Here is a 24,849-nt window from a genome sequence, read left to right as displayed (position 1 = left end):
TTTCGGGACAATGTCTGTGACAAATCCTTCACAATCCACTTCCCGCTCCGTCACAATGGGGCGCACGGAATTCATATGTCTGGCCGCAGCGCTGATGGCGCTTAACGCACTCGCCATCGATATCATGCTGCCCGGTCTGCAGGAAATCGGGGCCTCGCTTGGTGTCGATAATGAAAATCACCGCCAATACGTGATTTCGGCCTATCTTCTCGGCTTCGGCATCGCCCAGCTTTTCTATGGCCCGATTGCGGATCGCTTCGGTCGCCGCAAGCCCATGCTGTTCGGTCTGGGCATCTACATTCTCTCCTCCATCGCCGTCGTTTTCGTGCCCTCCTTCGCCGGGCTTCTTGCCCTGCGTTTCATCCAGGGCATCGGCTCCGCCGCAACGCGCGTCATCACCATCTCCATCGTCCGCGATATCTATGGCGGTCGCCAGATGGCGGAAGTAATGTCGCTGATCATGATGGTGTTCATGGTCGTTCCGGTCATTGCGCCGGGCACGGGCCAGATCGTGCTGTTCTTCGGTGACTGGCACCTGATCTTCGGTTTCATGGCAGCGATTGCAGCCATCGTGTCCGTCTGGATGTATATTCGCCTGCCGGAAACGCTGCATGCGCAAGATGTTCGCCCGCTTACCGTTTCTTCGGTCATCGGCGGCTTCAAGATCGTCCTGACGAACCGTGTCGCCCTGTGCTACACCATTGCCAGCACCATCATCTTCGGCGCGCTGTTCGGCTTCATCAACTCGGCAGAGCAGGTCTACAAGGGCATTTACGATCTCGGCGCATGGTTCGCGGCGGCCTTTGCGGGCGTGGCGCTGTTCATGGCGCTGTCGTCCTTCCTGAACTCGAAGCTCGTCGGACGCTTCGGCATGCGCAAGCTGTCGCATGGCTCGCTGATCGGCTTCATCTGCATCACCTTCCTGTGGCTGGTGGCGCATGTTCTGGGGCCGCAGCCAATGCCATTCGCCATCTTCATCGCCTTCTTCGCGCTTGCCATGTTCCAGTTCGGCCTCATCGGCTCGAACTTCAACTCGCTCGCCATGGAGCCGCTCGGCCATGTTGCCGGAACGGCATCTTCCGTCATCGGCTTCATGAGCACGATTGGCGGATCGATGATCGGCGCTGCCATCGGTCAGGCATTCAACGGCACCGCGCTGCCAATGGTGATGGGCTTCTTCACCGTATCGCTCGTCGGTCTTGTCTTCGTTCTGATCGGTGAAAAGGGCAGGCTTTTCCACGCCCAGAACGCACCGACCCATTAAGAGCAGACACGAAACAAAAAGGGCGCGGCTGCATGGCAACCGCGCCCTTTTCTTTTGATAAGCCCAATTTAAACGGTGAAAATCTGCTCGCGCAGCAGGGTCCAGGTTTCCTTGTCCGGTGCCAGCAGCAGTCCACCGCTTACATGATGCGGCAGGTAGGGCGTGCCATCGAAGCGCGCGGCGTAGGCGCCGGCTTCCTGCGAGATCAGCGTTCCGGCCAGATGGTCCCAAGGCATCAGCTTGTTGTACATAAGGAAGTGCATGTGCCCGCCGCAGAAGATGCGGTATTCATGTGCGGCACAGCGATAGCTGGTAAACAGGCGCACATCGGCGAGATTATTCAGCAGGCGGCGACGCGTTTCGCCTTCGAAATAGCCCGTATTGGCAATGCCGACCATCTGTGAAAGCTCGGGCGCAGGAGAGACGTGCATTTGCGTCTGCGAACCATCGGCGCTGCACATCCACGCGCCGGAGCCCTTCTCCGCAATCACCCAGTCATTGCCCATTGGGTCGAAGATTAGGCCTGCAACGGTCTCGCCCTTGGAGATGACGCTCAGCATCACGCCGAAGAGCGGCAGGCCGGACGCGAAGTTGTAGGTGCCATCGATAGGATCGACCACGACGGCAAGATCCGCCCCGGCAAGCTTGTCCAGAAGCGAAGCATCCGCCGCCACCGCTTCTTCACCCACGAACAGCGCATCGGGCATGAACTCGGCCACGCGGGCGCGGATCAGGCGTTCCGCCGCCTCATCGGCCTCGGTCACGAGGTCGATTGCTTCGGTCTTCATCCGAACATCGCCATCTCCGAGATTTCGAAATCGTGGCAAAATTTCCACCGCCGCCGCTTCCTGCAAAGCATTGGCCAATGAGGCGATATCGAGTTCAACGGACATGGCTATTCCTTTTCACATTTTCAGTTCAGACCCAGTCTATAGGCCGACGATTTCGCGGCGAAGCATCTTCCAGCTTTCCTTGGTCGGGGCAGATAGAATGCCGCCTGCCGTTTCACCCGGGCGATAGGGCGTGCCATCCAGCTTTGCCGTGTAACCGCCCGCTTCCTGATGGGTTAGCACGCCTGCCAGATGGTCCCAAGGCATAAGCTTCTCATGGCCGATGAAATGCAGCTTGCCAGCCGCAACCAGCCAATATTCATGCGCCGAGCAGTTCAGCGAAAGCGCCATCCTGGCTTTTGCCATATTGGCGGCAATCACCGGGCGGCGGTCCTGATGAGCGTGGCTCCAGGAATAGATGCCGACCATTTCGGAAAGCTCGACTGGTTCGGCCACGCTCAGCTTCACATCGCTGCCGTTCTTGCGCTTCAGCCTCGCGCCCGCGCCTTTCACCGAAACGATGCTGTCTCCCATCACCGGATCGTGGATGATGCCCGCAACCGTTTCACCCTTTACGGTAACGGCCAGAAGCGTGCCGAAGGCGGGAAAGCCGGATGCAAAATTGAAGGTGCCATCGATGGGATCAATCACGAAAGCCAGCGGCGCATCGGCCAGTGCCGGAACCACGGAACGGTCCGCATCATAGGCCTCTTCGCCAACGATATGGGCGTTCGGAAAGCGGGCGAGCAGTGCGGCGGTGATACGCTTTTCTGCCAGCACATCTGCCTCGGTCACGAGGTCGACAGCAGATGTCTTCTCGGAAATGGCAGAGGCGCTGAGATTGCGAAAGCGCGGGAGGATTTCATTGACGCCCGCATCGGCGACGGTGGCAATGAGAAAATCGAGATCGGAATCGGAAAGCGTCATGAGGATTGAATTACCTGATGGGAGGGTGCGCCTCCCTACGCCTCTAGCATGACGGATCGGTGACAGTGAGACCCGAAAAATCGAAGAGTTTCGTGTCGAGAAGATGCGACGGATTTACATGGGAAAGTGCGCGCAGCATCACATCCTTGCGGCCCGGCATCCGCCTTTCGATATCCGCCAGCATGTCCTTCATGGCATTGCGCTGCAAGCCATCCTGCGAGCCGCACAGGTCGCAGGGGATGATCGGAAATTCCATGGCGGAGGCGAATTTCGCCATGTCTTCTTCTGCACAGTAAGCCAGCGGACGGAGAACCATGAGGTCGCCCTCGTCGTTCATCAGCTTGGCAGGCATGCCCGCCAACCGCCCGCCGTGAAAGAAATTCATGAAGAAGGTCTCGAGAATATCCTCGCGGTGATGACCGAGCAGAAGCGCGTCGCATCCCTCTTCCCGCGCAATGCGGTAGAGATTGCCACGGCGAAGGCGCGAACAGAGCGAACAATAGGTCCCGCCCGCCGGTACCTTCTCCTTCACGATGGAATAGGTATCGCGATACTCGATGCGGTGTTCGACGCCGATCTTCGAAAGATATTCCGGCAAGATATGCTTGGGAAAATTCGGCTGGCCCTGATCCAGATTGCAGGCAATCAGCTCCACCGGCAGCAGACCGCGCCATTTCAGATCGAGCAGCAGCGCCAGAAGACCATAGCTGTCCTTGCCGCCGGAAAGGCCGACAAGCCAGCGCTTCTGGCCCTTCAGCATATCGAAATCATCGAAAGCCTGACGCACATTGCGCAGAAGCCGCTTGCGCAGCTTGTTGAACGATACCGAGCGCGGCGCATTGGCAAAGAGCGGATGCGAACCACCCGTTTCCTCAACCTCACCGGTCTCCTGCATGTCATCGATGTTTGCGGCAATGTTCATGGTGATCTCGTTCAGAAGCGTCGAGGACAGGGAATGCCCTCATATCCGGCGAAGATCAAGCCCCGAATACGGACCAGCCCATGCGGTTCGCCAGCATTTCCAGCGCATCGGAGCCGAGCGCGGAGTTACCGACCTTGTTCAACCCCGGTGACCAGACCGCGATGGAGGCCTTGCCCGGTGCCACCGCCAGAATGCCGCCACCCACGCCGCTCTTGCCCGGAAGACCCACATGATAGGCGAAGTCTCCCGAGCCATCATAATGGCCGCAGGTCAGCATCAGGGCGTTGATACGGCGTGCGCGTCGATCCGAAACGACCGTATGGCCGCTCAACGGATTGCGCCCGCGATTGGCAAGGAACAGCCCTGCCCGCGCCAGCTGCACGCAGTTCATGGCCAGCGCGCATTGGTGAAAATAGACGCCTAGCGTGTGGTCCACCGGATGGTGTATATTGCCGAAACTGCGCATGAAATTGGCAAGCGCGAAGTTGCGAAAACCCGTCGCCTGCTCAGATTTCGCCACCGTGTCATCGATGGAAATCGTGTCGTCATCCGCAAGATAACGCACGAAACGAAGCAGCTCCCCAATCGCTTCCCGTGGCTGGTGCCCGGCCAACACCATATCCGTGACGACGATGGCGCCTGCATTGACGAAAGGATTGCGCGGAATTCCGTGTTCATGTTCCAGTTGGACGATGGAATTGAAGGCGGAACCCGATGGCTCCCGCCCTACCCGCTTCCAGACGGATTCACCCGCCTTGCCCAGCGCCAGCGTCAGCATGAAAACCTTGGAGATACTCTGGATCGAAAAGGGAACCGCAGCATCACCCGCAACGAAGGTCTCGCCTTCGACGGTGGTAACGGCGAGCCCGAACTGCCGCGGATCGATCTTGGCAAGCTCGGGAATATAATCCGCGACCTTGCCCTCGCCGAGCCGGTTCTTCATCTCATCATAGATGGAATCGATGACCGTCTGAATATTCTGCATGCCCCTGCCCACAGATGATGAATATGGTCACATTGGAAATTGGGGCCGCAACGCTCGGCCTTTTCTCGGCGTCTCCCTCAACCTTATTCTTGGCGTTATCCTCGGGCTTGACCCGAGGATCCACGTAGAGGGTGATGGATCCTCGGGTCAAGCCCGAGGATGACGATACGAGTGGGCCTCTGCGCCAAATCGCATCCGCACCACTTGCACCTCAGATCGAGGTGCCGCGTGCCTTGGTGGTGACATCGAACGCCTTCATCACGTAGCTATCGCGATCATAGACGTCATCGAAATACTGCACCTTGCCGTCCTTGTCCGGCCATGCAGTGAAATAGGACACGTAGACCGGAATCTTCGTCGGAACCTGAACCGCACGGTTCTGGCCGGAAGCGATCTGCTTGTTTACATTGTCCAGCGTCGTGCCAAGCACGGCTGCTGCCATGCGGCGGGGATCGACCAGACGAATGCAGCCGTGGCTCAGCGCGCGCATATCGCGGTTGAAGAAGCTCTTCGCTGGCGTGTCATGCATGTAGATGGCATGCGCGTTCGGGAAAAGGATTTTCAGGTCGCCCAGCGCGTTGTCACTGCTCGGTGGCTGACGCACGGAGATGGCGTTGGTGGAGCCGTACCAATTGACGCTGGAGGACGACACGGCGCGGCCATTGACCGAAACTTCGTATCCCAGACGATCCAGATAGGACGGATCGTTGCGCAGCTTTGGCAGCATTTCATTGACGATGATGGACTGCGGAACGCCCCAATATGGGTTGAACTCGACGGTTTCGATTTCGTCCTGGAAGAAGTAGGTCTGGTTCGTCTTGGAACCTATGACCACCTTCATGCCGAAGTCTTCCTTGCCCTCATTATGGTAGTAAGCCATGAACGCAGGCTGGTTGATGAAGACGAAACGGTCGCCGAGATCGGCAGGCAGCCAACGCACCTGCTCCATGGCAACTTCGAGCTTGGCAATCTTTGCCTCGTTGCTGTCACCCGTCATTGCACGCACGGTCGCGCGACCGATGACGCCATCCGGCTTCAGGCCGTTTTCGCTCTGGAATGCCTTCACCAGATCGACCAGATCCGGCGTGTATTCCGGCGTATGCTGATAGGAAGAGAAGGTCGCGGCATGCTGCGTCTTGAACGTATCGGAAGAGCGATGCTCGATGGCCTTGACCACATTCGCCACTTCCGGGTTGTTCTCACCCGGCTTCAAAACCAGATCGTTTGGAACAACGACCTTGCCTTCGCCCGACTTGTCCTCGTTATGCAGCTTCACGAGCTCGGCCTTCAGCGCCTGATATTCAGGGTTGGAAGGCTCGCGCGAGCGCAGATATGCGGTGATATCCGGGCTCATGGAGGAGAGCTTGAGAACCGGCGAAAGGTTCACCGTCTTGCGCTTGAAATCGTGGTAGCCGGAAAGCTTGTTAGGATCGACGCGACCGCGCGTCGTGTCCTGCACGTAGGCAAGAACCTTGGCGGAAAGCGCCAGTTCGAACTGCATCATGGCAGGGCTTGCAGGCTTCGTCTCGGCTTTCGTCACGCTGACCGTCTGCACTTCTGCCTGAGCCTGATCGGTAATGCTGGCGGTAACATCCTGCGAAGGCGCGGAGATGCTGTAATCGGTTGGGTTGAGGCCGCTGTCGCCGACGGTCTCGAAGAAAGCGAGAACGGCGCTGGCGCGTTCATTGATATCGCCATTCGTGACCCAGATCGGGTTAGCGTTGCCGGTGTAATAGGCTTCCAGCGCCTTGGCGATTTCCGGAGTGGCGGAAAGCTTTGCGCCAGCAAATGCCGGACCGAATTTGGACGTATCGACAGCGCGCGTACCATCGGCCTTGTAGGTATAGTAACGCGGGCCGGAAATCTTCGGCGTGGGCTCGGGATCGATATCGCGCGTTGCCGCCATGCCCGGCTGAACGACGCCTGGAAGGCCGCGATCCTGCCGCTCGCGCTCTACCTTGCCGGGGCCGCCGCGCAGAAGGTCCATGAGGGTAATTGCGCTAGCGGGCGCGGGAATGCCCGCCGAGACGGAAAGACCGAGAGCCAGTACAAATGCCGCCGATTTTTTTCCTGAAGTGATTTGCAATTTCGTCCTCATCGCGTCCAGCGCCGTCATCCATCGCGGCGCATGTGAATTATCTGTCTGTCTAGCCGATTGGCCTTCCCTTGGGAAGAAAACGCGCGAAGTCCAATCTCGTGCCAATATGCGGACGTCAATACCTCAAAAAAGCATTCCGCCATCCTCTTAACGTTTGTCAGGAATAGTTAAATTTCTCTTTAATTTCTTAACATTGCTGGCAGATGTTTTTCGTCTTCGGCAAGATATTTTGCAGCGCTGCTGCACTGGAATGCCACGTTACCGAAAAGTCACGGCGACAGACTTTCGAATCTGCTGCAAAATCTGACGCCGTGTGAGAAGTCAGACTTTCCAGACCTGCGCTATCCCTCTATATGTCGGGCCGCGCGCAAGGCGGGCGGAACGCGCCCCTTGCCGGAGGAACACTGGAGAGAAGGCAAGACTGATGACAGCCACACGCACGGAAACCGATACTTTTGGCCCGATCGAAGTCGCAAGCGACCGTTATTGGGGCGCTCAGGCACAACGTTCGCTCGGAAACTTCAAGATCGGCTGGGAAAAGCAGCCCACCTCCGTCATCCGCGCTCTCGGCATCGTCAAGCAGGCTGCCGCGCGCGCCAATATGGCGCTGGCAGGTCTCGATGCACAGGTCGGCGAGACCATCATCAAGGCCGCTCAGGAAGTCATCGATGGCAAGCTGAACGACCACTTTCCGCTGGTGGTCTGGCAGACCGGTTCGGGCACGCAGTCCAACATGAATGCCAATGAAGTCATCTCCAACCGCGCGATTGAACTGCTCGGCGGCGTGATGGGCTCCAAGAAGCCTGTTCATCCCAACGACCACGTCAATATGAGCCAGTCGTCCAACGACACCTACCCGACCGCAATGCACATTGCCTGCGCCGAGCAGATCGTTCACCACCTTCTGCCGGGCCTGAAGCATCTGCATGCAGCACTGGACAAGAAGGCGAAGGACTTCGCCCACATCATCAAGATTGGCCGCACGCACACGCAGGATGCAACGCCGCTGACACTCGGTCAGGAATTCTCCGGCTATGCCGCGCAGGTTGCCTCCGCCATCAAGCGCATCGAGCTTACCCTTCCCGGCCTTTGCGAACTGGCGCAGGGCGGCACCGCCGTCGGCACCGGTCTCAATGCCCCTGTCGGTTTTGCCGAGAAGGTTGCGGAAGAAATCGCCACCATCACCGGCCTTTCCTTCGTCACCGCGCCAAACAAGTTCGAAGCACTGGCCGCGCATGACTCGATGGTCTTCGCTCACGGCGCCATCAACGCCGCTGCCGCTGCCCTCTTCAAGATCGCCAACGATATCCGCTTCCTCGGTTCCGGCCCGCGCGCCGGTCTGGGCGAACTTTCGCTGCCGGAAAACGAGCCGGGCTCGTCCATCATGCCGGGCAAGGTCAACCCCACGCAGTCCGAAGCGCTGACGCAGGTTTGCGCCCACATCTTCGGCAATCAGGCCGCAATCACTTTTGCCGGTTCGCAGGGCCACTTCGAACTGAACGTCTATAACCCGATGATGGCCTACAACTTCTTGCAGTCGGTCCAGCTGCTGGGCGATGCTGCGGTATCCTTCACCGATAACTGCGTCGTCGGCATCGAAGCGCGCGAAGACAACATCAAAAAGGGCGTCGAAAACTCCCTGATGCTGGTCACGGCGCTGAATTCCAAGCTGGGCTACGACATTTGCGCCAAGATCGCCAAGACCGCGCACAAGAACGGCACCACGCTTCGCGAGGAAGCCGTGGGGGGTGGATATCTGACGAATGAAGAGTTCGACCAGTATGTCCGCCCGGAAAACATGATCGGCCCCAAGTAATAATAATGACACGGGACAACGGCATTCGCGCCGTTGTCCCTCCGCCCAAAATTGGCACCGCTGGATTTCAGAATTACTGTTTACAAAACAGTAATATGCCTAGATAAAATTACCCACAAATTGTAATAGGACTCACTCTTTCTGAAATGATTCCTCCGCTGAGGTTTCATCATCAGAAATCGGTGGATGACGCATGTAAGAAACAAGACTTACAACTTGAGAGAGTTTAGGTTTTGGGAACAGCTTCAGTCATATTATCGACCTGAAATATATTCCAATTCTTCGGAGGCGCTTGATGAGTACGGGTTCTACGCCAAGGGCGCCGATACCTGACATCGCCGGACAGATACTTTTTGCCATGCGCAATATGGGTGTCGCTCCCATTCCGCGTAACTATAACCTGTTCTATGAAGCCTATATCGGTTCCAATCCGGCGCTCAGCAAGGATTTGGCGGCACTCGGCAGCCGCGCCACTCAGGAAGAACTGGACGATCTCGGCGCGCGCTACTTCGACCACAACCACGCGCAGATCATCGAAACCGTTCAGGAAAAGCTCCACACGGAACTGGAATCTCTGCTCCTTCTTCTCAGGCACGAGCAGACGAGCCTTGAGAACTACAATCGCATTCTCGATGAAACCCGCGAGCGCATCGTCGACAAGAACCTTGCCAGCGCCAATATTCTGAAGACCGCGATCACGCTGCTTGCGGACGCAACCGGCCACAAGATTGCGCAGGGCGAAAACACCTCGCGCGATTTCGACCGCCACGCCGAAGAAATGCAGCAGGTGCGGCTGGAACTGGATGAATACAAGCGCATCGCCAACACCGATTCGCTGACCCGCCTCGCCAACCGCCGCGCCTTCGATGACAAGCTGGCCGCCGTGTACGACAGCAGCATGGGCCTGCATCTCTGCGCCCTCGTTCTGCTGGACATCGATAATTTCAAGCGGATCAACGACACCTACGGCCACCCCGTCGGCGACAAAATCCTCGCCAGCGTCGCCTCGGTCATTCGCGCCACGGTGCGCAAGGATGTCTTCGTTGCCCGAAGCGGCGGCGAGGAATTCGCCATCGTTCTGGAAAGCAGCAATGCGGAAGAAGTGATGGCCATGTGCGAACGCATCCGCTCCTCGCTCGAACGCACCCCCTTCCGCAACTCCAAATCCGGTACGGATTACGGCCAGGTCACCATCTCCATCGGCTTCGCCATGGCCTCGCAGGCTGGTAATCCAGGCGATCTCTACTCGCACGCTGATGTGGCGCTGTATAACGCCAAGGAGAATGGGCGCAATCGCACGGTGCTGTTCGAAGAAGGCATGCAGAAGAATTATGCCGGGAAGAGCTGGCTGATTTACAAGAAGTAGGATTTGTTTAAGCTGGCTTCTGCCGTCGGGAGCCCCTGAAGCTTGTCCGGCATTTTTGAACACACTTCTGATCGGTTCAGGATGGCCATCCCCACCACCTTCGTACCGCACTTTATTCGGTGCGCAAGTCAGACCCAGGTCATTGGCTTGAAAGACACTTGTTACGCGCAGACGCGCGTCTGCTGAATTCCGACTCAAAACCGCTTCTGTCCAGTCAAGTTGACTAGCGTTCTCGCATAGTCGCCCAAGTGAAGTAACTCAACGGCTCCGCCCCCCTCGACGTCATCCTCGGGCTTGACCCGAGGATCCATAACCGTTTGATTTCGTTGATAACGATGGATCCTCGGCCCAAGGCCGAGGATGACGGCAGTGGGTGTGGCAACGGTGTACCCACATATCCCACGGTATTCCTCCACCTGCGTCCACAGCCGCGCAAATGAACAGGATACCCTGTACATGCCTGAATATTTAAACCGGACAGCAGCGAAACAATGTCTATGCATAATCCGCCAGTAGTGCGCTCGAAAAACTCACACCACCTCACCACATCGTTTTCGCCGCGCGTTCCGGCCATTCCTTGTCATAGGCATCCTTATCGAAATCCGCCTTGGCGGCCTTCAGCAGTGCGCCGGGTGTTGGCAGGGTAGCCGGATCTAGGAAGTTTTCCGGCTTCCAGAGTTCCGAGCGGATCAGGGCGCGGGCGCATTGGAAGTAGACTTCATCGATGGTGACGACGGTCACTGTGCGGGGGTGTTTGCCGTCCATCTCGAAGCTTTCCAGCAGAGCGGGCTCTGCCGAAACGACAGCTTTGCCGTTGATCCGCATGGTCGTGGTGGAGCCCGGCACGAGGAACATGAGGGCGACGCGCGGGTCTCGAACGATGTTCATCAGGGAATCGACGCGGTTGTTGCCGCGCCAGTCCGGCAGGAGGATGGTCTTGTCGTCCTGAACCCGCACGACGCCACCCTTGTCACCGCGTGGTGAGCAATCCATTCCTTCAGGCCCAACTGTGGCCAAGGCAAGAAATGGTGCGGCTTCGATCATCTGCTTGTATTCAGGCGTCAGCGCGGTCGTCACCTTAACCAGCGACGCCTCGGAACAGCCCTCGTAAATCTTTCGCAGGTCCTCGACCGAACGAATAATGCTCATTTCCAACTCCCTTTGAAAATCCTTCACTGAAAACAGATCAGCCGCTTGCCTCGACCTCTTCGCGCGCCTCTCGTTCGGCACGCTCACGCGCGGTTCGGGCAGCCACGAGGTCGGCAGGAGATGCATTGCCGCGCATCAGCGAGCGACCGGCATAAATACCCCCGACGATTTCCAGTGCGAAGCGCTCCTTGTCGACATCGCGGAATTCACTGACCAGCTGCTGAGCCAGATCATGCTCCTCACCCACCGAGGTCAGAACCTTCTCGGTGAAATCCAGTGCGGATTCGTAGGTCTCGCGGATCTGATAATCCACCCCGGCCTTGACGAGATCGATGGCGTGGCCGCGGTCGAAAGCGCGCGCCAGAACGGGCACCAGCGGAAATTCATGCTTGATGATTTCAGCGATCCGCACCGCCGCCTGCTTGTCATCCACGCAGATCAGAACCGCGCGCGCAGTCCCTGCCCCAGCGGCATGCAGAATTTCGGAACGCGAGCCATCGCCATAATAAACCTTGAAACCGAAGTCGGCGGCATCGCGAACAAAATCCGCGTCCTTGTCGATCAGCGACAGCGTATAGCCACGCGCCAGCAGCGGCTGGCTGACGATCTGGCCGAAGCGCCCGAAGCCGATGATGAGAATGCTGCCCTCCACATTTTCAGGAAGGTCGAGATCGTCCGTATTCGGTTTCGCGGCGGGCATGATGCGGTCATGGGCAATCACCATCAGCGGCGTCAGCACCATGGATATGATGATGGTGGCGGTGAGAATGGCATTGGCTTCAGCGTTCAGAATACCTGCGGCGGCAGCGGCGGAATAAAGAACGAAAGCAAATTCACCGCCCTGCGCCATCAGCACCGCGCGCTCTATAGCCTCGCGCTGGCACGTACCGACAATCCGCGCGACACCATAAATCAGCAGCGCCTTGATCAGCATATAAGCGATGACGCCGCAGACCACGATCTGCCAATTGGCCGCGATGACCGAAAGGTCGATTGCCATGCCGACGCCAAGGAAAAACAGGCCGAGCAGGATGCCGCGAAACGGCTCGATATCCGCTTCCAACTGGTGGCGGAAGGCGGATTCCGACAGAAGCACGCCTGCCAGAAACGCGCCCATTGCCATGGAAAGCCCGCTGACTTGCATGAGCAGCGCCGAACCCAGAACCACCAGCAGCGCCGCCGCCGTCATCACTTCGCGTGCGCCGGAAGATGCGAGCAGCCGGAACAGCGGGTTGAGCAGATAACGTCCCGCAATGATGAGCGCGGCAATTGCCGCAAGCGCAATGCCGATGGATGTGAGCCGCTCGGGTATGGTCACCTCTTCGCCGCCGCTTCCGAGGAACGTTACCAGCACCAGCAGCGGCACGATTGCGAGGTCTTCGAACAGAAGAATCGCAATGATGCGCTGCCCCTTCAGCGTCGACATGCTGTTGCGCTCCTGCAGCATCTGCATGACGATAGCGGTCGAGGTCAACACGAAACCGGTGCCAGCGACAAAGGACGGGATAAGCGGATAGCCGAAGGAAACGCCGATCAACGTCAGGCCCGCCATGCAGGTCAAAACCTGAAAGGCACCGAGACCGAAAATATCCTTGCGCATGGACCACAGCCGGGAGGGCTGCATCTCTAGGCCTATGATGAAGAGGAACATCACCACGCCAAGCTCGGCAATGTGGAGAATGGCCTGCGGATCCGAGAAAGCGCCGATGCCGAAGGGGCCGATCACCAGACCGGCTGCGAGATACCCCAGAACGGAACCCAGCCCGATGCGCTTGAAGATGGGCGCGGCAACGACACCAGCCGCCAGAAGCACGACCACCTGGGCCAGATCATTTGCATTTCCCTCGACGGCCAAGTGTCACCTCTACGCTTCCAGTTTTATTGCCATCCACTAACGCAGTCGCGGCTCCCTGCTCAAGCCTTTTTCCGCCAGTTCCCGCTCATAAGCATTGAACAGTGCGTCACCCTGTTCACCCAGTTCGTGGAGGTAGCGCCAAGTAAAGATGCCGCTATCGTGCCCGTCGTCGAAAGCGATCCGGATGGCATAGTTTCCGGTGGCGACGACCGAGCGGATCGCGACATTGCGCTTGCCCGGCACGGTGGTCTTCTGGCCCGGCCCATGCCCCTGCACTTCCGCCGATGGTGACAGAACCCGCAAAGTTTCGGCGGGCAGATCATAGGTGAGATTTGTGTCGAATGTTACAGAGAGCATTCTGCGGTCTTTCGAGACACGAATCTCCGTTGGCCAGGGATCATTCATCGTTCATTTCCGTTAGCAGATTATATGCCGCGTGCCCGCAGCCTTGTGCCTGAGGGCGCGACATATTAGATATCGTTATCTAAGCCCCAAAGACAGCATAGAATGCAAACGGAGATTTCAGGTTGAACAGCTTCCTCGGACCACTCGCGCAAGCGGAGACCCTGACGGAGAGCACCGCGCCCATGGTTGACCCCTTTGGTCGCGCCATAACCTATCTGCGTGTTTCGGTAACGGACCGCTGCGATTTCCGCTGCACCTATTGCATGTCCGAGCATATGACCTTCCTTCCTAAGAAGGATTTGCTGACGCTGGAAGAGCTTAACCGTCTCTGTTCCGTCTTCATTGCCAAGGGCGTGCGCAAGCTGAGGCTGACAGGCGGCGAGCCGCTGGTTCGCAAGAACATCATGCATCTGGTGCGTGATCTCGGACGTCATGTCTATGCCGGTACGCTGGATGAACTGACGCTGACGACGAACGGCTCACAGCTGGCGGGCCATGCCGCCGAGCTTTACGATTGCGGCGTGCGCCGCATCAATGTGTCGCTAGATACACTGGACTCGGATAAGTTCCGCCAGATCACCCGCTGGGGCGATTTCTCCAAGGTGATGGCAGGCATTGATGCAGCGCTTGCCGCTGGCATCAAGATCAAGATCAACGCGGTTGCGCTGAAGGATTTCAACGAGCATGAAATTCCCAATCTGATGCGCTTCGCGCATGATCGCGGCATGGACCTCACCGTCATCGAGACCATGCCGATGGGCGAGATCGAGGAAGACCGCACCGACCGCTATCTGCCGTTGTCTCAGCTTCGCGCGTCGCTGGAAGAACAGTTCACACTCAGCGATATTCCTTTCAAGACCGGCGGTCCGGCTCGCTATGTGGACGTGAAGGAAACCGGCGGTCGGCTGGGCTTCATCACGCCCATGACGCATAATTTCTGCGAAAGCTGCAATCGCGTCCGCCTCACTTGCACGGGCACGCTTTATATGTGCCTTGGACAGGACGATGCGGCGGATTTGAGAACGGCTCTGCGCGCATCCGAAGACAACGCGCTTCTTTCGCAAGCCATTGAAGATGCCATTCTGCGCAAGCCCAAGGGCCATGACTTCGTCATAGACCGTACACACAAGCGCCCCGCCGTCGCCCGCCACATGAGCGTAACAGGCGGTTAATATCACGCTGCGCTAATTATTCGGTTCCCTTACATTATTTCGATTGAAATCGCACTCCTGCCGTGCAACGGATTTGATGTAGGAGGAGTGAACGGAGTCGTCCTATGTGCGGATTTTCCGCATGGTGACGCCGTTTCTTGAGGTCGGATCATGGCATTGACGGAAAATACGCGCGGCGCGTTGCTGATGACGCTCGCGATGGCGAGCTTTACGGTAAACGACGCTTTCACCAAATCCGTCACGCCCTACATCAATGTCGGCCAGATTCTCTTCGTGCGCGGCCTCATGACCTGCGTGCTGGTCTATTTCATTGCCCGGCATATGGGTGCGTTGCGGCCGCTGAAAACCATGCTGCGCCCCATCATCCTGATGCGTTGCCTGTGTGAAGTCGCGGCATCCATTCTCTATCTCAAAGCCTTGAGCCTTATGGCATTTGCCAATGTCTCGGCCATCATGCAGTCGCTGCCGCTTGCGGTTACGCTGGGTGCCGCACTGTTTCTGCGCGAGCCCGTGGGCTGGCGGCGCTGGACGGCAATTTCCGTCGGCTTTCTCGGTGTCGTCGTCATACTCAGGCCCGGCCCGGATGGCTTCACCATCGCAGCCCTGCTGGCGCTCTGCGCAATGTTCGTAACCGCCGGGCGCGACCTGCTGACCCGCCGCATGTATCCCGACGTTCCCTCCATGGCCGTGACGATGACGACGACGGTGGTGAACACGGTGTTCGGCGCAGCGCTGATCGTACCCTTCGGCGGCTGGCAGCCCATGGACGGCTACGTCTGGTCGCACCTTGCCGCTTCCGCCTTTCTGGTCGTCATCGGGTATCAGGCCGTCATCACCGCCATGCGCAGCGGCGATATCTCCTTCGTTGCGCCGTTCCGCTACACCAGCATGATCTGGGCCTTCTCCATCGGCGTGTTCTTCTTCAATGAGCATCTGGATTACTGGACGCTGGTGGGCACGGCGATCATCGTCGCATCCGGCCTCTACACCTTCTACCGCGAAAGCAGGCGCCACCGCCCGCCCATTGCCAAGCGCGCCACGAGGATACAATGACACGCGCCCGCTTTCTCGATCGTTCCACGCCGCCACATGTGGTGACGCTGGTTCTCGTCGCAGGCGTTGCGGCGCTGTGCATGAACGTGTTTCTGCCATCGCTCGCGGCAATGGCAGTGCATTTCGAAACCGATTATGCGGTCATGCAATTCGCCGTTTCCGGCTATCTTGCCGCAACCGCCATTATCCAGCTCATCATCGGGCCGCTCTCCGATCTTTTCGGACGCAGGCCAGTCATGCTTGGCAGCTTGCTCCTGATGATCGTCGCCACGCTGATCTGCACCTTTGCACCAAACATCACCGTCTTCATGATTGGCCGTGTCTTGCAGGCCGCAATCGCGTCAGGCTTCGTGCTGGCGCGCGCCATCGTTCGGGATATGGTGCCTGCCGAACAGGCCGCCTCCATGATCGGTTACGTCACCATGGGCATGTCGGTCGTTCCCATGGTCGGCCCCACAGTCGGCGGCTTTCTCAACGATCTTGCGGGCTGGCAGGCAAGCTTCACCTTCGTCGGGCTTGCCGGTGCGGGCGTGCTCTTGCTGGCATTCTTCGATCTTGGCGAAACCAACACCCAGAAATCGGCAAGTTTTTCCGAGCAGTTTCGCGCATGGCCGCAACTGCTGCGCTCCACCCGCTTCTGGGGATATGCGTTGACCTGCACCTTCTCGTCTGGCCTGTTCTTCTCCTTCCTCGGGGGCGCGCCCTTTGTCGGCAGCGTGCTTTACGGGCTGACACCCGCCGTTCTCGGCATGCAATTCTTCTTCATGGCCAGCGGTTATATGCTCGGCAATTTCGTGTCCGGTCGCTATTCCAGCCGTATCGGCATTCCAACCATGATGCTTGCTGGAAACCTCATCGCCTTTGCAGGCATCGTCATAGCATTCGTGCTGCCGCATTTCGATCTGAATAGCCATTATGAGTTTTTCGTGCCGCTGGCACTCATCGGCGTTGGAAACGGCGTAACGCTTCCCAGCGCCAATGCAGGCATGGTCAGCGTGCAGCCGCATCTTGCGGGTTCCGCCTCCGGCCTTGGCGGCGCGCTGACGATTGGTGGCGGCGCCATGCTTTCCGTTCTTGCCTCCTCTCTGCTATCGAAGGATGCCGGGACGACATTCCTGCTGCTCGTCATGCTCGCCAATGGCGTGCTGGCAATCGCAACCGCCGCTTTCGCCGGAGCGCAGGAGAAACGCCACGGCGAGCGTCTGCAACGGGGTGAACTGTAAATGACACGCGCGACTGTACTTCCAGGCCTCATATTGGCTGGCGGCCTTTCGCGGCGCATGGGCTCCAACAAGGCGCTGAGCCCGCTCGGTGGCAGGCATCTGCTTTATCATGTCATCGAAAGGCTGGAGCCGCAGGTCTCCACGCTCGCGCTCAACGCGCCGCCCGGCTGGGCCGAGGAATTCGGACTGCCGCTGGTGCCGGATACCAAGAGCGGCCATGCCGGTCCGCTCGCAGGCGTTCTGGCTGGCATGCGCCACGTTGCCACCACCCTGCCCGAGGCCACGCATCTTTTGACCGTTCCCGCCGACAGCCCATTCTTTCCAAATGATCTGGCGTCAAAGCTGCTGGACCACACGGCGGATGATGAAACCATCGTCATCGCGGCCTCCAGAGGGCAGGTTCATCCCGTCTTCGGGCTTTGGCCGATTGCGATTGCCGATGACCTGGAGCACTGGCTGGCGGATGACAACAATCGCCGCATTCGCAGCTTTCTGGCACGCCACCCCACCATCGGTGTTTCCTTCCCGCCGGTGGAGAGCGACACGGCCTCCATCGATCCGTTCTTCAACATCAACACACCGGAAGAGCTTTTCGAAGCGGAAGCCTTCCATAAGAGCCTGACCGCATGACATCCCAAAAAGTATTCGGCATTTCCGGCTGGAAGAACTCCGGCAAAACCGGCCTTGCCGTTCGCATCGTCACTGAACTGACCGCGCGCGGCTACCGGGTCTCCACCATCAAGCATGCCCATCATGATTTCGATATCGACAAGGTGGGCGCCGATAGCTGGCGGCACAGGCAGGCGGGCGCACATGAGGTGACAATCGTTTCAGGCACGCGCTTTGCCATCATGCATGAGCTGCGTGGCGCGCCGGAGCCATCCTTCGAGGAAATTCTGGCCCGCATCGCCCCTTGCGACCTCGTTCTCATCGAGGGCTATAAATACGAGCCGGTTCCGAAGATCGAAGCGAGACGGCTGGAAGCGGCCAAGACGGAGCCGCTGGCACCGAAGGATCCGCACATCGTCGCAATCGCCGCCGATCATGCAATTCCGGATGCCACCCTGCCCGTCTTCGATCTGGATGATACGGCAAGCATCGCCGATTTCATCGAGACGACTGTCGGCCTGACGCGACCAGCAAAATGAAAAAGCCGGGTCCTTCGACCCGGCTTTTCCAACCCTTGATACGCAATACACTATTCAAGGAAAGAGGATGGGTTCACAGGCGTCGCATCCTTGCGGACTTCGAAGTGAACCTGCGGACGCTTGGCGCTGCCGGTCATGCCCGAGGTTGCGATGGTCTGACCGCGCTGCACCTTCTGGCCGCGCTGGACATCCAGATTTGCGGCGTTGCCGTAAACCGTGACCTTGCCGTCGTCGTGACGAACGAGAACCGTGTTGCCAAGCTGCTTCAAACCATTGCCGGCATAGATGACGACACCGTTTTCGGCGGCCTTGATCGGCGTGCCTTCCGGCACGGAGATGTTGATGCCGTCATTGCGGTTGCCGTCGACATTTTCACCGAAGCCGGAGATGACCGCACCGCGGACTGGCCAGCGATATTTGCCGATACCGGTGGATTCTGGCGCAATCGAAGCCACGTCGGACTTCTTCTCGACATCGCTGACGCTTGCTTCCGCAGCAGGAGCCTTCGGCACTTCGGCCTTTGCAACGGCTGGCGTTTCCACCGGCTTTGCAGCGGCAGGCTGTGCCGTCACTTCACGCGGCTTGACCGAAGCCGTCTTGATACCGTCCGTTCCGGCACCCGGAATGGTCAGCGTCTGGCCGATGCGGATGTTACCGTCGGTGATGTTGTTTGCAGCCTTCAGGTCTGCAACCGAAACACCGTTGTCACGCGCGATCTTGGCAAGGCTGTCACCGGACTGCACTTTGTAACCACCGCTCGGAGGCAGCGGCTTTCCGCCGGGAGGCGTCAGCTTGCCGTTTTCAGCCGAAACCTTGTCACGCGCTGCCGTCTGCGTTGGCAGAACGGCGACATTCTGTTCAGGACCACGAGCCGGAGCAGGACCGTTGTTGTTCTTGCTCAGATCGATATTGCCAGACGCTGCACGGGCAGCGTTACGCGACTGGCCAAAGCGTGGAATGACGATGGACTGGCCGGGGCGAGCAGCGGATGCGCTGGAGAGGCCGTTCGCCTCCAGAAGCGCCTTTTCCGGCACGCCGTAACGACGGGAAAGCGTCGCGATGGTTTCGCCCGAATTCAGCGTAACGGAGGAAGCACCTTCCGTGTGCCAGCCATTATTGTCACGCTTTACCGTGCCGGTAGAAAGATTGTCCGCAGCCGCATTGTTCTGGACGCGGGCAGATGCCATGGACGGCGCCTGATTGCTGCTTGCCGCTGGCATTGGCTGCGCCATAGCCTCACGGCGGGTGGCGGGATCACGCGGCGCCGATGGCGACGGAGCCGAAAGCTCGGCCCGCTGAACCGGAGCGGAAGACGATGCCGCACGTGCCGTGGAAGGCTGAACGGAGCCATAACCGCCATTGGACGCGGGGTACGGCTGGTTCATAGCCTGGTTCTGGTTCGCATAGCCGCCCTGCGGAGCCGATGCATAACCGCCACCATTCATATCCCCTTGCGGGACGGGTGCCTGGCCATAAGCGCCTGCACCGTTTCGAGCTGGAATGGATGCGGTTGTCATCTGATCCGGACCACTGGAGAAGAGGCCGCTGAAGCGCGTTGCGTCCGAGCTACATCCCGTCGCGACGCTTGCCAGCATTGCCGCTGCGAACATCTTTGCGATTGATTTTCCGATTTTAGGCGAATGACTCATACGCATGACTCGATCTACACTGACGCAAACGCCGCATCGGAACCGATCCGGCTGAACAACTTTCGCAAGGCCCTCTTCTGATCAGAAACACCATGCGTCGATGGAGATGATTAAAGCGCGTTAGTGTTACCACGCCGTTAAAACGTTAAGCCCTTCGAATGTTTTTTGACGATTCAATAACCATGAGCAGCCCGCAAAAAGCCGCAAATGCTGCGCGGCGCGCAGCAAAAACAATTAAAATCAACAACTTGAAGATGATGAATTGAAATCCGAAAAAGTTGATCGGATTTTCATTTTGCTACAGGTAGCTCGCAATATGCGGTTCCAGCGGCAAATAGGGGGTCTCGAACATCTCTTCCCGTTCGAAACGGCTGCCGGTCTTTGAAAAGCGTGTCATCACGCAACGCCCGTCTTCCAGAATGATCGGCGCAATCATCATTCCACCCGATACGATCTGCTCGGTAAAGAAACGCGGCATGGCCGTGAAAGCGGCAGTAGAAAGAATGCGGTCGAAGGTTCCCTCGCCCACCAGACCGTTCGATCCATCCGCCTGGCGAATCACCACATTGCGAATACTCAGATCGTCCATGCGGTTCTGCGCAGCCTGAACCAGCGTTTTATACCGGTCTACGGAAACCACGCGCTCTGCGCGACGTCCCAGTACAGCCGTCATGAAGCCGCTGCCAGTGCCGATTTCCAGCACGCGCTGGCCGGGCTTCACCTGAAGGCGGGCGATGATCTTCACCGCCATGGCAGCACCTTCCATGAAGGCACCGCATTCGATGGGAATGGTGCGGCTGGAATAGGCATCGGCGGCAAATTGCGCTGGCGCAAAAAGCGAGCGCGGCGTCTGCTCGACCGCCGTCAGAAGGTCGAGATCGGAAATACCTTCGGCCCGCAGCCTCAGCACAAGGGCAGCAAAACCCTCTTTCTCCACCATCGCAGATTTCAATCGTTCACTCCTGCCCCAAGCGCCTTGGCGATGCGATCCTTCACCGAGTGATCCGTCAGGTCAAGCTTCAGCGGCGTCACCGAAATCCTGTTATGCTTTACGGCGTGGATATCCGTGCCTTCCATGAAGGTGCCGAGCCGTTCACCGAAGCGCAGCCAATAATAGGGAAGCCCGCGTCCATCCTGACGCTCTTCCACCGTAAGGCCGAAATCCAGCTTGCCCTGCCCCGTAACGCTCACGCCCTGCACATCCTTAGGTGCGCAGTTGGGGAAGTTCAGATTAAGGAATGTGCCATCCGGCAAATCGATATCGCTGAGCTTGCGGATGAGGTCCGGCGCATAAGCCTCGGCAACCTCCCACGGAATGACGCGCTCGGCATGGCCGGTATAGGCAAAGGCCTGGCTGAGCGCAAAGGAGCGAACACCCTGCAGCGTGCCTTCGATAGCGCCTGCAATCGTGCCCGAATAGGTGACGTCATCGGCCATATTGGCACCAGCATTGACACCCGAAAGCACCAGATCCGGCTTGCCGGGCAGCACTTCGCGAATGCCCATGATAACGCAATCGGTCGGCGTGCCGCGCAGGGCATAATGCTTGTCGGAAATCTTTCGCAGGCGCAGGGGCTCGGAAAGCGTCAGCGAATGGGCGAGCCCACTCTGGTCCGTCTCGGGCGCGACAATCCACACATCGTCGGACAGGGTGCGCGCGATACGCTCCAGCGCCGCCAGCCCCTCGGCATGAATGCCATCGTCATTGGTCAGCAATATGCGCATGGACATCTCCCGATTAAGCTCTTCGTCGCTCGGTCTGGCACTCTGGAAGGCCTAACCCTCTCCACCGTCATCCCGCACCTGATGCGGGATCCAGCGCCTTGCGTCTGCAAGGTCAAAGACTTTTTCGCCGCGCAGACGCGCGGCGACTGGACCCAGGATCAAGTCCGGGGTGACGGCGATTGGATCAAGCCTTCTCGATCCTTTTCAAACCACCCATGTATGGCAGCAACACGTCAGGGACAGTAACCGAGCCGTCCTCGTTCAGATAGTTCTCCAGAACCGCGATCAGGCAGCGCCCGACAGCCGTGCCGGAACCGTTGAGAGTGTGGACGAACTTCGTCGCCTTCTCGCCCTTGCCGCGGTAGCGGGCGTCCATACGGCGTGCCTGGAAATCACCGCAGACGGAGCAGGACGAGATTTCGCGGAAGGTGTTCTGGCCCGGTAGCCATACTTCAAGGTCATAGGTCTTGCGCGCACCAAAGCCCATATCGCCAGTGCAGAGCGTCATGGTGCGGAAGTGCAGGCCAAGGCGCTTCAGCACTTCTTCGGCACAGGCCGTCATCCGCTCATGTTCCTCGATGGAGCTTTCCGCATCCGTGATCGACACCAGTTCGCATTTCCAGAACTGATGCTGGCGCAGCATGCCGCGCGTATCGCGACCGGCAGAGCCCGCCTCCGAACGGAAGGATGGCGTCAGCGCGGTGAAGCGCAGCGGCAGCTTTTCCTGATCGAGAATTTCACCCGATACGAGGTTCGTCAGCGTCACTTCCGCAGTCGGGATCAGCCAGCGGCCATCCGTCGTCTTGAACAGATCTTCCGAAAACTTCGGCAACTGGCCCGTGCCGAACATCGCCTCATCACGCACCATCAGCGGCGAAGAGACTTCAGTGTAACCATGCTCGCTGGTGTGCAGGTCGATCATGAACTGGCCAAGCGCACGCTCGAGACGTGCGAGCTGGCTGGTCAAAACGGTAAAGCGCGAGCCGGAGAGCTTTGCCGCACGGTCGAAATCCATGTAGCCAAGCGCTTCGCCAATTTCGAAGTGCTCCTTGGCTTCATGGTTCCAGCCGGGCTTCTGGCCGACGATGCGGGCAACCACATTGTCCTTCTCATCCTCACCCAGCGGCACATCGTCCAGCGGAATGTTGGGAATACGCGACAGCGCGTCGTTGAGTTCGCTCGTAACCTGGCGATCCTCTTCTTCCAGCTTCGGCATGCTGTCCTTGATGTCGGCAACCTCGGCCTTCAGCTTTTCAGCCAGCTCCGCGTTCTTCTGCGCCATCGCCGCGCCAATTTCCTTGGAGGCAGCGTTGCGGCGGGACTGCATGTCCTGCAGGGTCTGGATGACGGAACGGCGCCTTTCGTCAAGCGCAATCAGGCTTGCGGACTGAGGCTCGACATTGCGCCGTGCAAGGCCTGCGTCGAAAGCTTCAGGGTTTTCGCGTATCCATTTAATATCGTGCATCGTGGTTCCAGACCGAGTTTTAGCGTTTTTGCCTGTTGAAAAACAAAACGCCGGGACGAATGGCCCGGCGTCTGGAGAAATGGCTGGCGGAAACCGTCAGACCTCTTCGGGACCATCAAGCTCCCGGCCTGCGTTTTCGGCAGCGCGCTTCTTCTCCACGAGTCGAGCCATATATATCGAAACCTCGTAGAGAAGGATCGCCGGCAAGGCAAGACCGATCTGGGACATGGGATCGGGCGGCGTGAGAACGGCGGCCACGATGAAGGCAGCAACGATCGCAAATTTCCGCTTCTCGCGCAGCCAGTCGCTGGTCAGCAGACCGACGCGCGCCAGAAGCGTGGTGACGACCGGCAGCTGAAACACTAGACCGAAGGAAAGAACCAGCGTCATGATGAGGCTGAGATATTCCGACACTTTCGGCATCAGCGAAATCGCAACTTCTCCATCCTCGGGCAGCTGCTGCATAGCCAGAAAGAACCACATGACCATGGGCGTGAAGAAGAAATAGACCAGCGCCCCGCCAAGCAGAAACAGCAGCGGAGACGCGATCAGAAACGGCAGAAACGCCGCACGCTCGTTCTTGTAGAGGCCGGGCGCCACGAACTTGTAAAGCTGCGACGCCACCACTGGAAAGGAGATGACCATGGCGCCGAACATCGCGACCTTGATCTGCGTGAAGAAGAATTCCTGCGGCGCGGTGTAGATGAGCGAGGACTTCGCAACATCGAGCCCGGCCCACATCACGGCCCACTTATAGGGAATGACCAGCAGATTGAAGAGATGCTTTGCGACGGCAAAGCAACCCAGAAAGGCCACAAAAAACGCACCGAGCGACCAGATCAGCCGTGTGCGCAGCTCCATGAGGTGTTCGATAAGCGGCTGCGGCTTATCCTCGGTTTCCCCACTCATGCGTCATCCTTCTTGGCCTTGGCCGTCTTTGCTTTTTTCACCGGCGCGGGCGCGGAAGCGACCTCGGTCGCGACATTCACGGCCTTCTTTGCCGGGGTCTTTTTTACCGGAGCGCTGGCCGTTACGGCCACCTTTTCGGAACCGGCAGCCTTCACAGTCCGCGAGCGTGCCGCCCTGGCCGCCACTTCAGTCAGCGCTGGCGTTATCGCAGGCTCCGCCGCCATCTCCGCAATCGATGTCGGCTTCGGCGTCTTTGCATCCGGCTTTGCAGCAATGGTGCGAGGCGCGCGCTTAGGCTTGGCGGCAACCGTTTCGGCTTCCACTTCCTGCGCGGTCTTGGCGACTTTAGGGGCACGCTTCGGCTTTTCCGCAGGCGCAGCCTCAGCAACGACAGCAGATGCTGACGCTGGCGCGGAGGTGGCGGGTGCGGGAGAAACGCCGGGGGGTGGCGTATCCGGCAGCTTCATTTCCGGATCGGAAAGGCTGACGGCAGGTGCATCAACCGGGACGCTGGTGGCCGGGCCTGAAGGCAGGGTTGCCGCCTTTTGCAAATCTGTGCGGATGTCGTTGCCAAGCTGGCGCAATGGATTCATCGCATCGCGCAGCGAATTGGTGGGGTTGAGATTGCGCACGTCCGAAATCGTCTGGCGCACATCGTCCATGTCAGCCTCTTTCAAGGCTTCATCGAACTGAGCGCGGAAATCCCCGGCCATCTTGCGGAAACCGGCCATCGTCTTACCGAAGGCACGGATCATTGGCGGCAAGTCCTTCGGGCCAACGACCACGATCAACACGATCGCGATCACCAGCAACTCGCTCCAGCCGATATCAAACATCACAAAGCTCCCGACACGCGCAAAAACGCGCCCTGATCCTCAAGCCGCGAGG

General features: G+C 58.6%; 22 protein-coding genes. 8 read left to right on the top strand and 14 right to left on the bottom strand.

Going from position 1 to position 24,849, the window contains the following annotated elements; genetic code table 11:
• Positions 1 to 55 precede the first annotated feature (55 nt).
• Entirely contained in the window at positions 56 to 1,264 is a 1,209-nt protein-coding gene (locus CFBP5473_RS07030; RefSeq protein ID WP_027673375.1) for a multidrug effflux MFS transporter, read from the top strand.
• A 68-nt stretch (positions 1,265 to 1,332) separates the two neighbouring features.
• On the opposite strand, the gene CFBP5473_RS07025 is transcribed toward CFBP5473_RS07030, so the two are convergent.
• The 5 genes from CFBP5473_RS07025 to CFBP5473_RS07005 all read right to left on the bottom strand — a co-directional run bounded on the left by CFBP5473_RS07025 (position 1,333) and on the right by CFBP5473_RS07005 (position 7,026).
• Positions 1,333 to 2,157, bottom strand: a complete 825-nt coding sequence (locus tag CFBP5473_RS07025; protein ID WP_027673376.1) for an inositol monophosphatase family protein — start codon at positions 2,155 to 2,157, stop codon at positions 1,333 to 1,335.
• Between the two features lie 36 nt (positions 2,158 to 2,193).
• The gene (locus CFBP5473_RS07020) at positions 2,194 to 3,021 is read right to left on the bottom strand and encodes an inositol monophosphatase family protein (RefSeq protein ID WP_027673377.1); all 828 of its coding nucleotides are present in this window, start codon (positions 3,019 to 3,021) and stop codon (positions 2,194 to 2,196) included.
• Positions 3,022 to 3,064: 43 nt separating this feature from the next.
• Complete coding sequence (gene ttcA, locus CFBP5473_RS07015; RefSeq protein WP_027673378.1) at positions 3,065 to 3,943, bottom strand: tRNA 2-thiocytidine(32) synthetase TtcA; 879 nt, start codon at positions 3,941 to 3,943, stop codon at positions 3,065 to 3,067.
• A 55-nt stretch (positions 3,944 to 3,998) separates the two neighbouring features.
• The gene (locus tag CFBP5473_RS07010; RefSeq protein ID WP_027673379.1) at positions 3,999 to 4,928 is read right to left on the bottom strand and encodes a glutaminase; all 930 of its coding nucleotides are present in this window, start codon (positions 4,926 to 4,928) and stop codon (positions 3,999 to 4,001) included.
• A 211-nt stretch (positions 4,929 to 5,139) separates the two neighbouring features.
• Positions 5,140 to 7,026 (bottom strand): L,D-transpeptidase family protein, encoded by a 1,887-nt coding sequence (locus CFBP5473_RS07005; protein WP_084631397.1) that lies wholly within the window; start codon positions 7,024 to 7,026, stop codon positions 5,140 to 5,142.
• Between the two features lie 424 nt (positions 7,027 to 7,450).
• On the opposite strand from CFBP5473_RS07005, the gene fumC reads away from it, so the two are divergent.
• Positions 7,451 to 8,842 carry a class II fumarate hydratase gene (fumC, locus tag CFBP5473_RS07000; protein WP_027673381.1) on the top strand — a complete coding sequence of 464 codons (1,392 nt, stop codon included), beginning with the start codon at positions 7,451 to 7,453 and terminating at the stop codon, positions 8,840 to 8,842.
• Between the two features lie 295 nt (positions 8,843 to 9,137).
• Positions 9,138 to 10,208 (top strand): GGDEF domain-containing protein, encoded by a 1,071-nt coding sequence (locus CFBP5473_RS06995; protein WP_027673382.1) that lies wholly within the window; start codon positions 9,138 to 9,140, stop codon positions 10,206 to 10,208.
• 540 nt (positions 10,209 to 10,748) lie between these two features.
• Here the strand turns inward: CFBP5473_RS06995 and CFBP5473_RS06990 are convergent.
• From CFBP5473_RS06990 to CFBP5473_RS06980, 3 genes are read right to left on the bottom strand one after another with little or no spacing between them, the layout of a single operon-like run.
• A complete protein-coding gene (locus CFBP5473_RS06990) occupies positions 10,749 to 11,357 on the bottom strand; it encodes a pyridoxamine 5'-phosphate oxidase family protein (RefSeq protein ID WP_027673383.1) in 609 nt (202 codons plus the stop codon).
• 37 nt (positions 11,358 to 11,394) lie between these two features.
• A complete protein-coding gene (locus CFBP5473_RS06985) occupies positions 11,395 to 13,212 on the bottom strand; it encodes a monovalent cation:proton antiporter-2 (CPA2) family protein (RefSeq protein WP_027673384.1) in 1,818 nt (605 codons plus the stop codon).
• A gap of 36 nt (positions 13,213 to 13,248) precedes the next feature.
• A complete protein-coding gene (locus CFBP5473_RS06980) occupies positions 13,249 to 13,617 on the bottom strand; it encodes a gamma-butyrobetaine hydroxylase family protein (RefSeq protein WP_027673385.1) in 369 nt (122 codons plus the stop codon).
• 182 nt (positions 13,618 to 13,799) lie between these two features.
• Here CFBP5473_RS06980 and moaA point away from each other — a divergent pair, with 182 nt between their 5' ends.
• The 5 genes from moaA (at position 13,800) to mobB (ending at position 18,213) form a co-directional block, all read left to right on the top strand.
• Entirely contained in the window at positions 13,800 to 14,789 is a 990-nt protein-coding gene (gene moaA, locus CFBP5473_RS06975; RefSeq protein ID WP_234881790.1) for a GTP 3',8-cyclase MoaA, read from the top strand.
• A 150-nt stretch (positions 14,790 to 14,939) separates the two neighbouring features.
• Positions 14,940 to 15,842 carry a DMT family transporter gene (locus tag CFBP5473_RS06970; RefSeq protein ID WP_027673387.1) on the top strand — a complete coding sequence of 301 codons (903 nt, stop codon included), beginning with the start codon at positions 14,940 to 14,942 and terminating at the stop codon, positions 15,840 to 15,842.
• Positions 15,839 to 17,065 (top strand): multidrug effflux MFS transporter, encoded by a 1,227-nt coding sequence (locus CFBP5473_RS06965; protein ID WP_027673388.1) that lies wholly within the window; start codon positions 15,839 to 15,841, stop codon positions 17,063 to 17,065. The genes CFBP5473_RS06970 and CFBP5473_RS06965 overlap by 4 nt, the downstream gene beginning before the upstream one ends.
• The gene (gene mobA / locus CFBP5473_RS06960; RefSeq protein ID WP_027673389.1) at positions 17,066 to 17,695 is read left to right on the top strand and encodes a molybdenum cofactor guanylyltransferase MobA; all 630 of its coding nucleotides are present in this window, start codon (positions 17,066 to 17,068) and stop codon (positions 17,693 to 17,695) included.
• The gene (gene mobB, locus CFBP5473_RS06955) at positions 17,692 to 18,213 is read left to right on the top strand and encodes a molybdopterin-guanine dinucleotide biosynthesis protein B (RefSeq protein ID WP_027673390.1); all 522 of its coding nucleotides are present in this window, start codon (positions 17,692 to 17,694) and stop codon (positions 18,211 to 18,213) included. The genes mobA and mobB overlap by 4 nt, the downstream gene beginning before the upstream one ends.
• Positions 18,214 to 18,263: 50 nt before the next feature.
• On the opposite strand, the gene CFBP5473_RS06950 is transcribed toward mobB, so the two are convergent.
• The 6 genes from CFBP5473_RS06950 to tatB all read right to left on the bottom strand — a co-directional run bounded on the left by CFBP5473_RS06950 (position 18,264) and on the right by tatB (position 24,797).
• Positions 18,264 to 19,823 (bottom strand): peptidoglycan DD-metalloendopeptidase family protein, encoded by a 1,560-nt coding sequence (locus tag CFBP5473_RS06950; protein WP_027673391.1) that lies wholly within the window; start codon positions 19,821 to 19,823, stop codon positions 18,264 to 18,266.
• 337 nt (positions 19,824 to 20,160) lie between these two features.
• Positions 20,161 to 20,802 carry a protein-L-isoaspartate(D-aspartate) O-methyltransferase gene (locus CFBP5473_RS06945; protein WP_106389297.1) on the bottom strand — a complete coding sequence of 214 codons (642 nt, stop codon included), beginning with the start codon at positions 20,800 to 20,802 and terminating at the stop codon, positions 20,161 to 20,163.
• Between the two features lie 8 nt (positions 20,803 to 20,810).
• Positions 20,811 to 21,587 (bottom strand): 5'/3'-nucleotidase SurE, encoded by a 777-nt coding sequence (surE, locus tag CFBP5473_RS06940; RefSeq protein WP_027673393.1) that lies wholly within the window; start codon positions 21,585 to 21,587, stop codon positions 20,811 to 20,813.
• Positions 21,588 to 21,771: 184 nt separating this feature from the next.
• Entirely contained in the window at positions 21,772 to 23,052 is a 1,281-nt protein-coding gene (serS, locus tag CFBP5473_RS06935; RefSeq protein ID WP_027673394.1) for a serine--tRNA ligase, read from the bottom strand.
• Between the two features lie 96 nt (positions 23,053 to 23,148).
• Positions 23,149 to 23,961, bottom strand: a complete 813-nt coding sequence (gene tatC / locus CFBP5473_RS06930; protein ID WP_027673395.1) for a twin-arginine translocase subunit TatC — start codon at positions 23,959 to 23,961, stop codon at positions 23,149 to 23,151.
• A complete protein-coding gene (gene tatB, locus CFBP5473_RS06925; protein WP_027673396.1) occupies positions 23,958 to 24,797 on the bottom strand; it encodes a Sec-independent protein translocase protein TatB in 840 nt (279 codons plus the stop codon). The genes tatC and tatB overlap by 4 nt, the downstream gene beginning before the upstream one ends.
• Positions 24,798 to 24,849: the final 52 nt, after the last annotated feature.

This window comes from Agrobacterium larrymoorei, assembly GCF_005145045.1.
GTDB classification, from domain to species: Bacteria; Pseudomonadota; Alphaproteobacteria; order Rhizobiales; family Rhizobiaceae; genus Agrobacterium; species Agrobacterium larrymoorei.
This window is presented reverse-complemented; position numbering and strand designations above follow the sequence as displayed.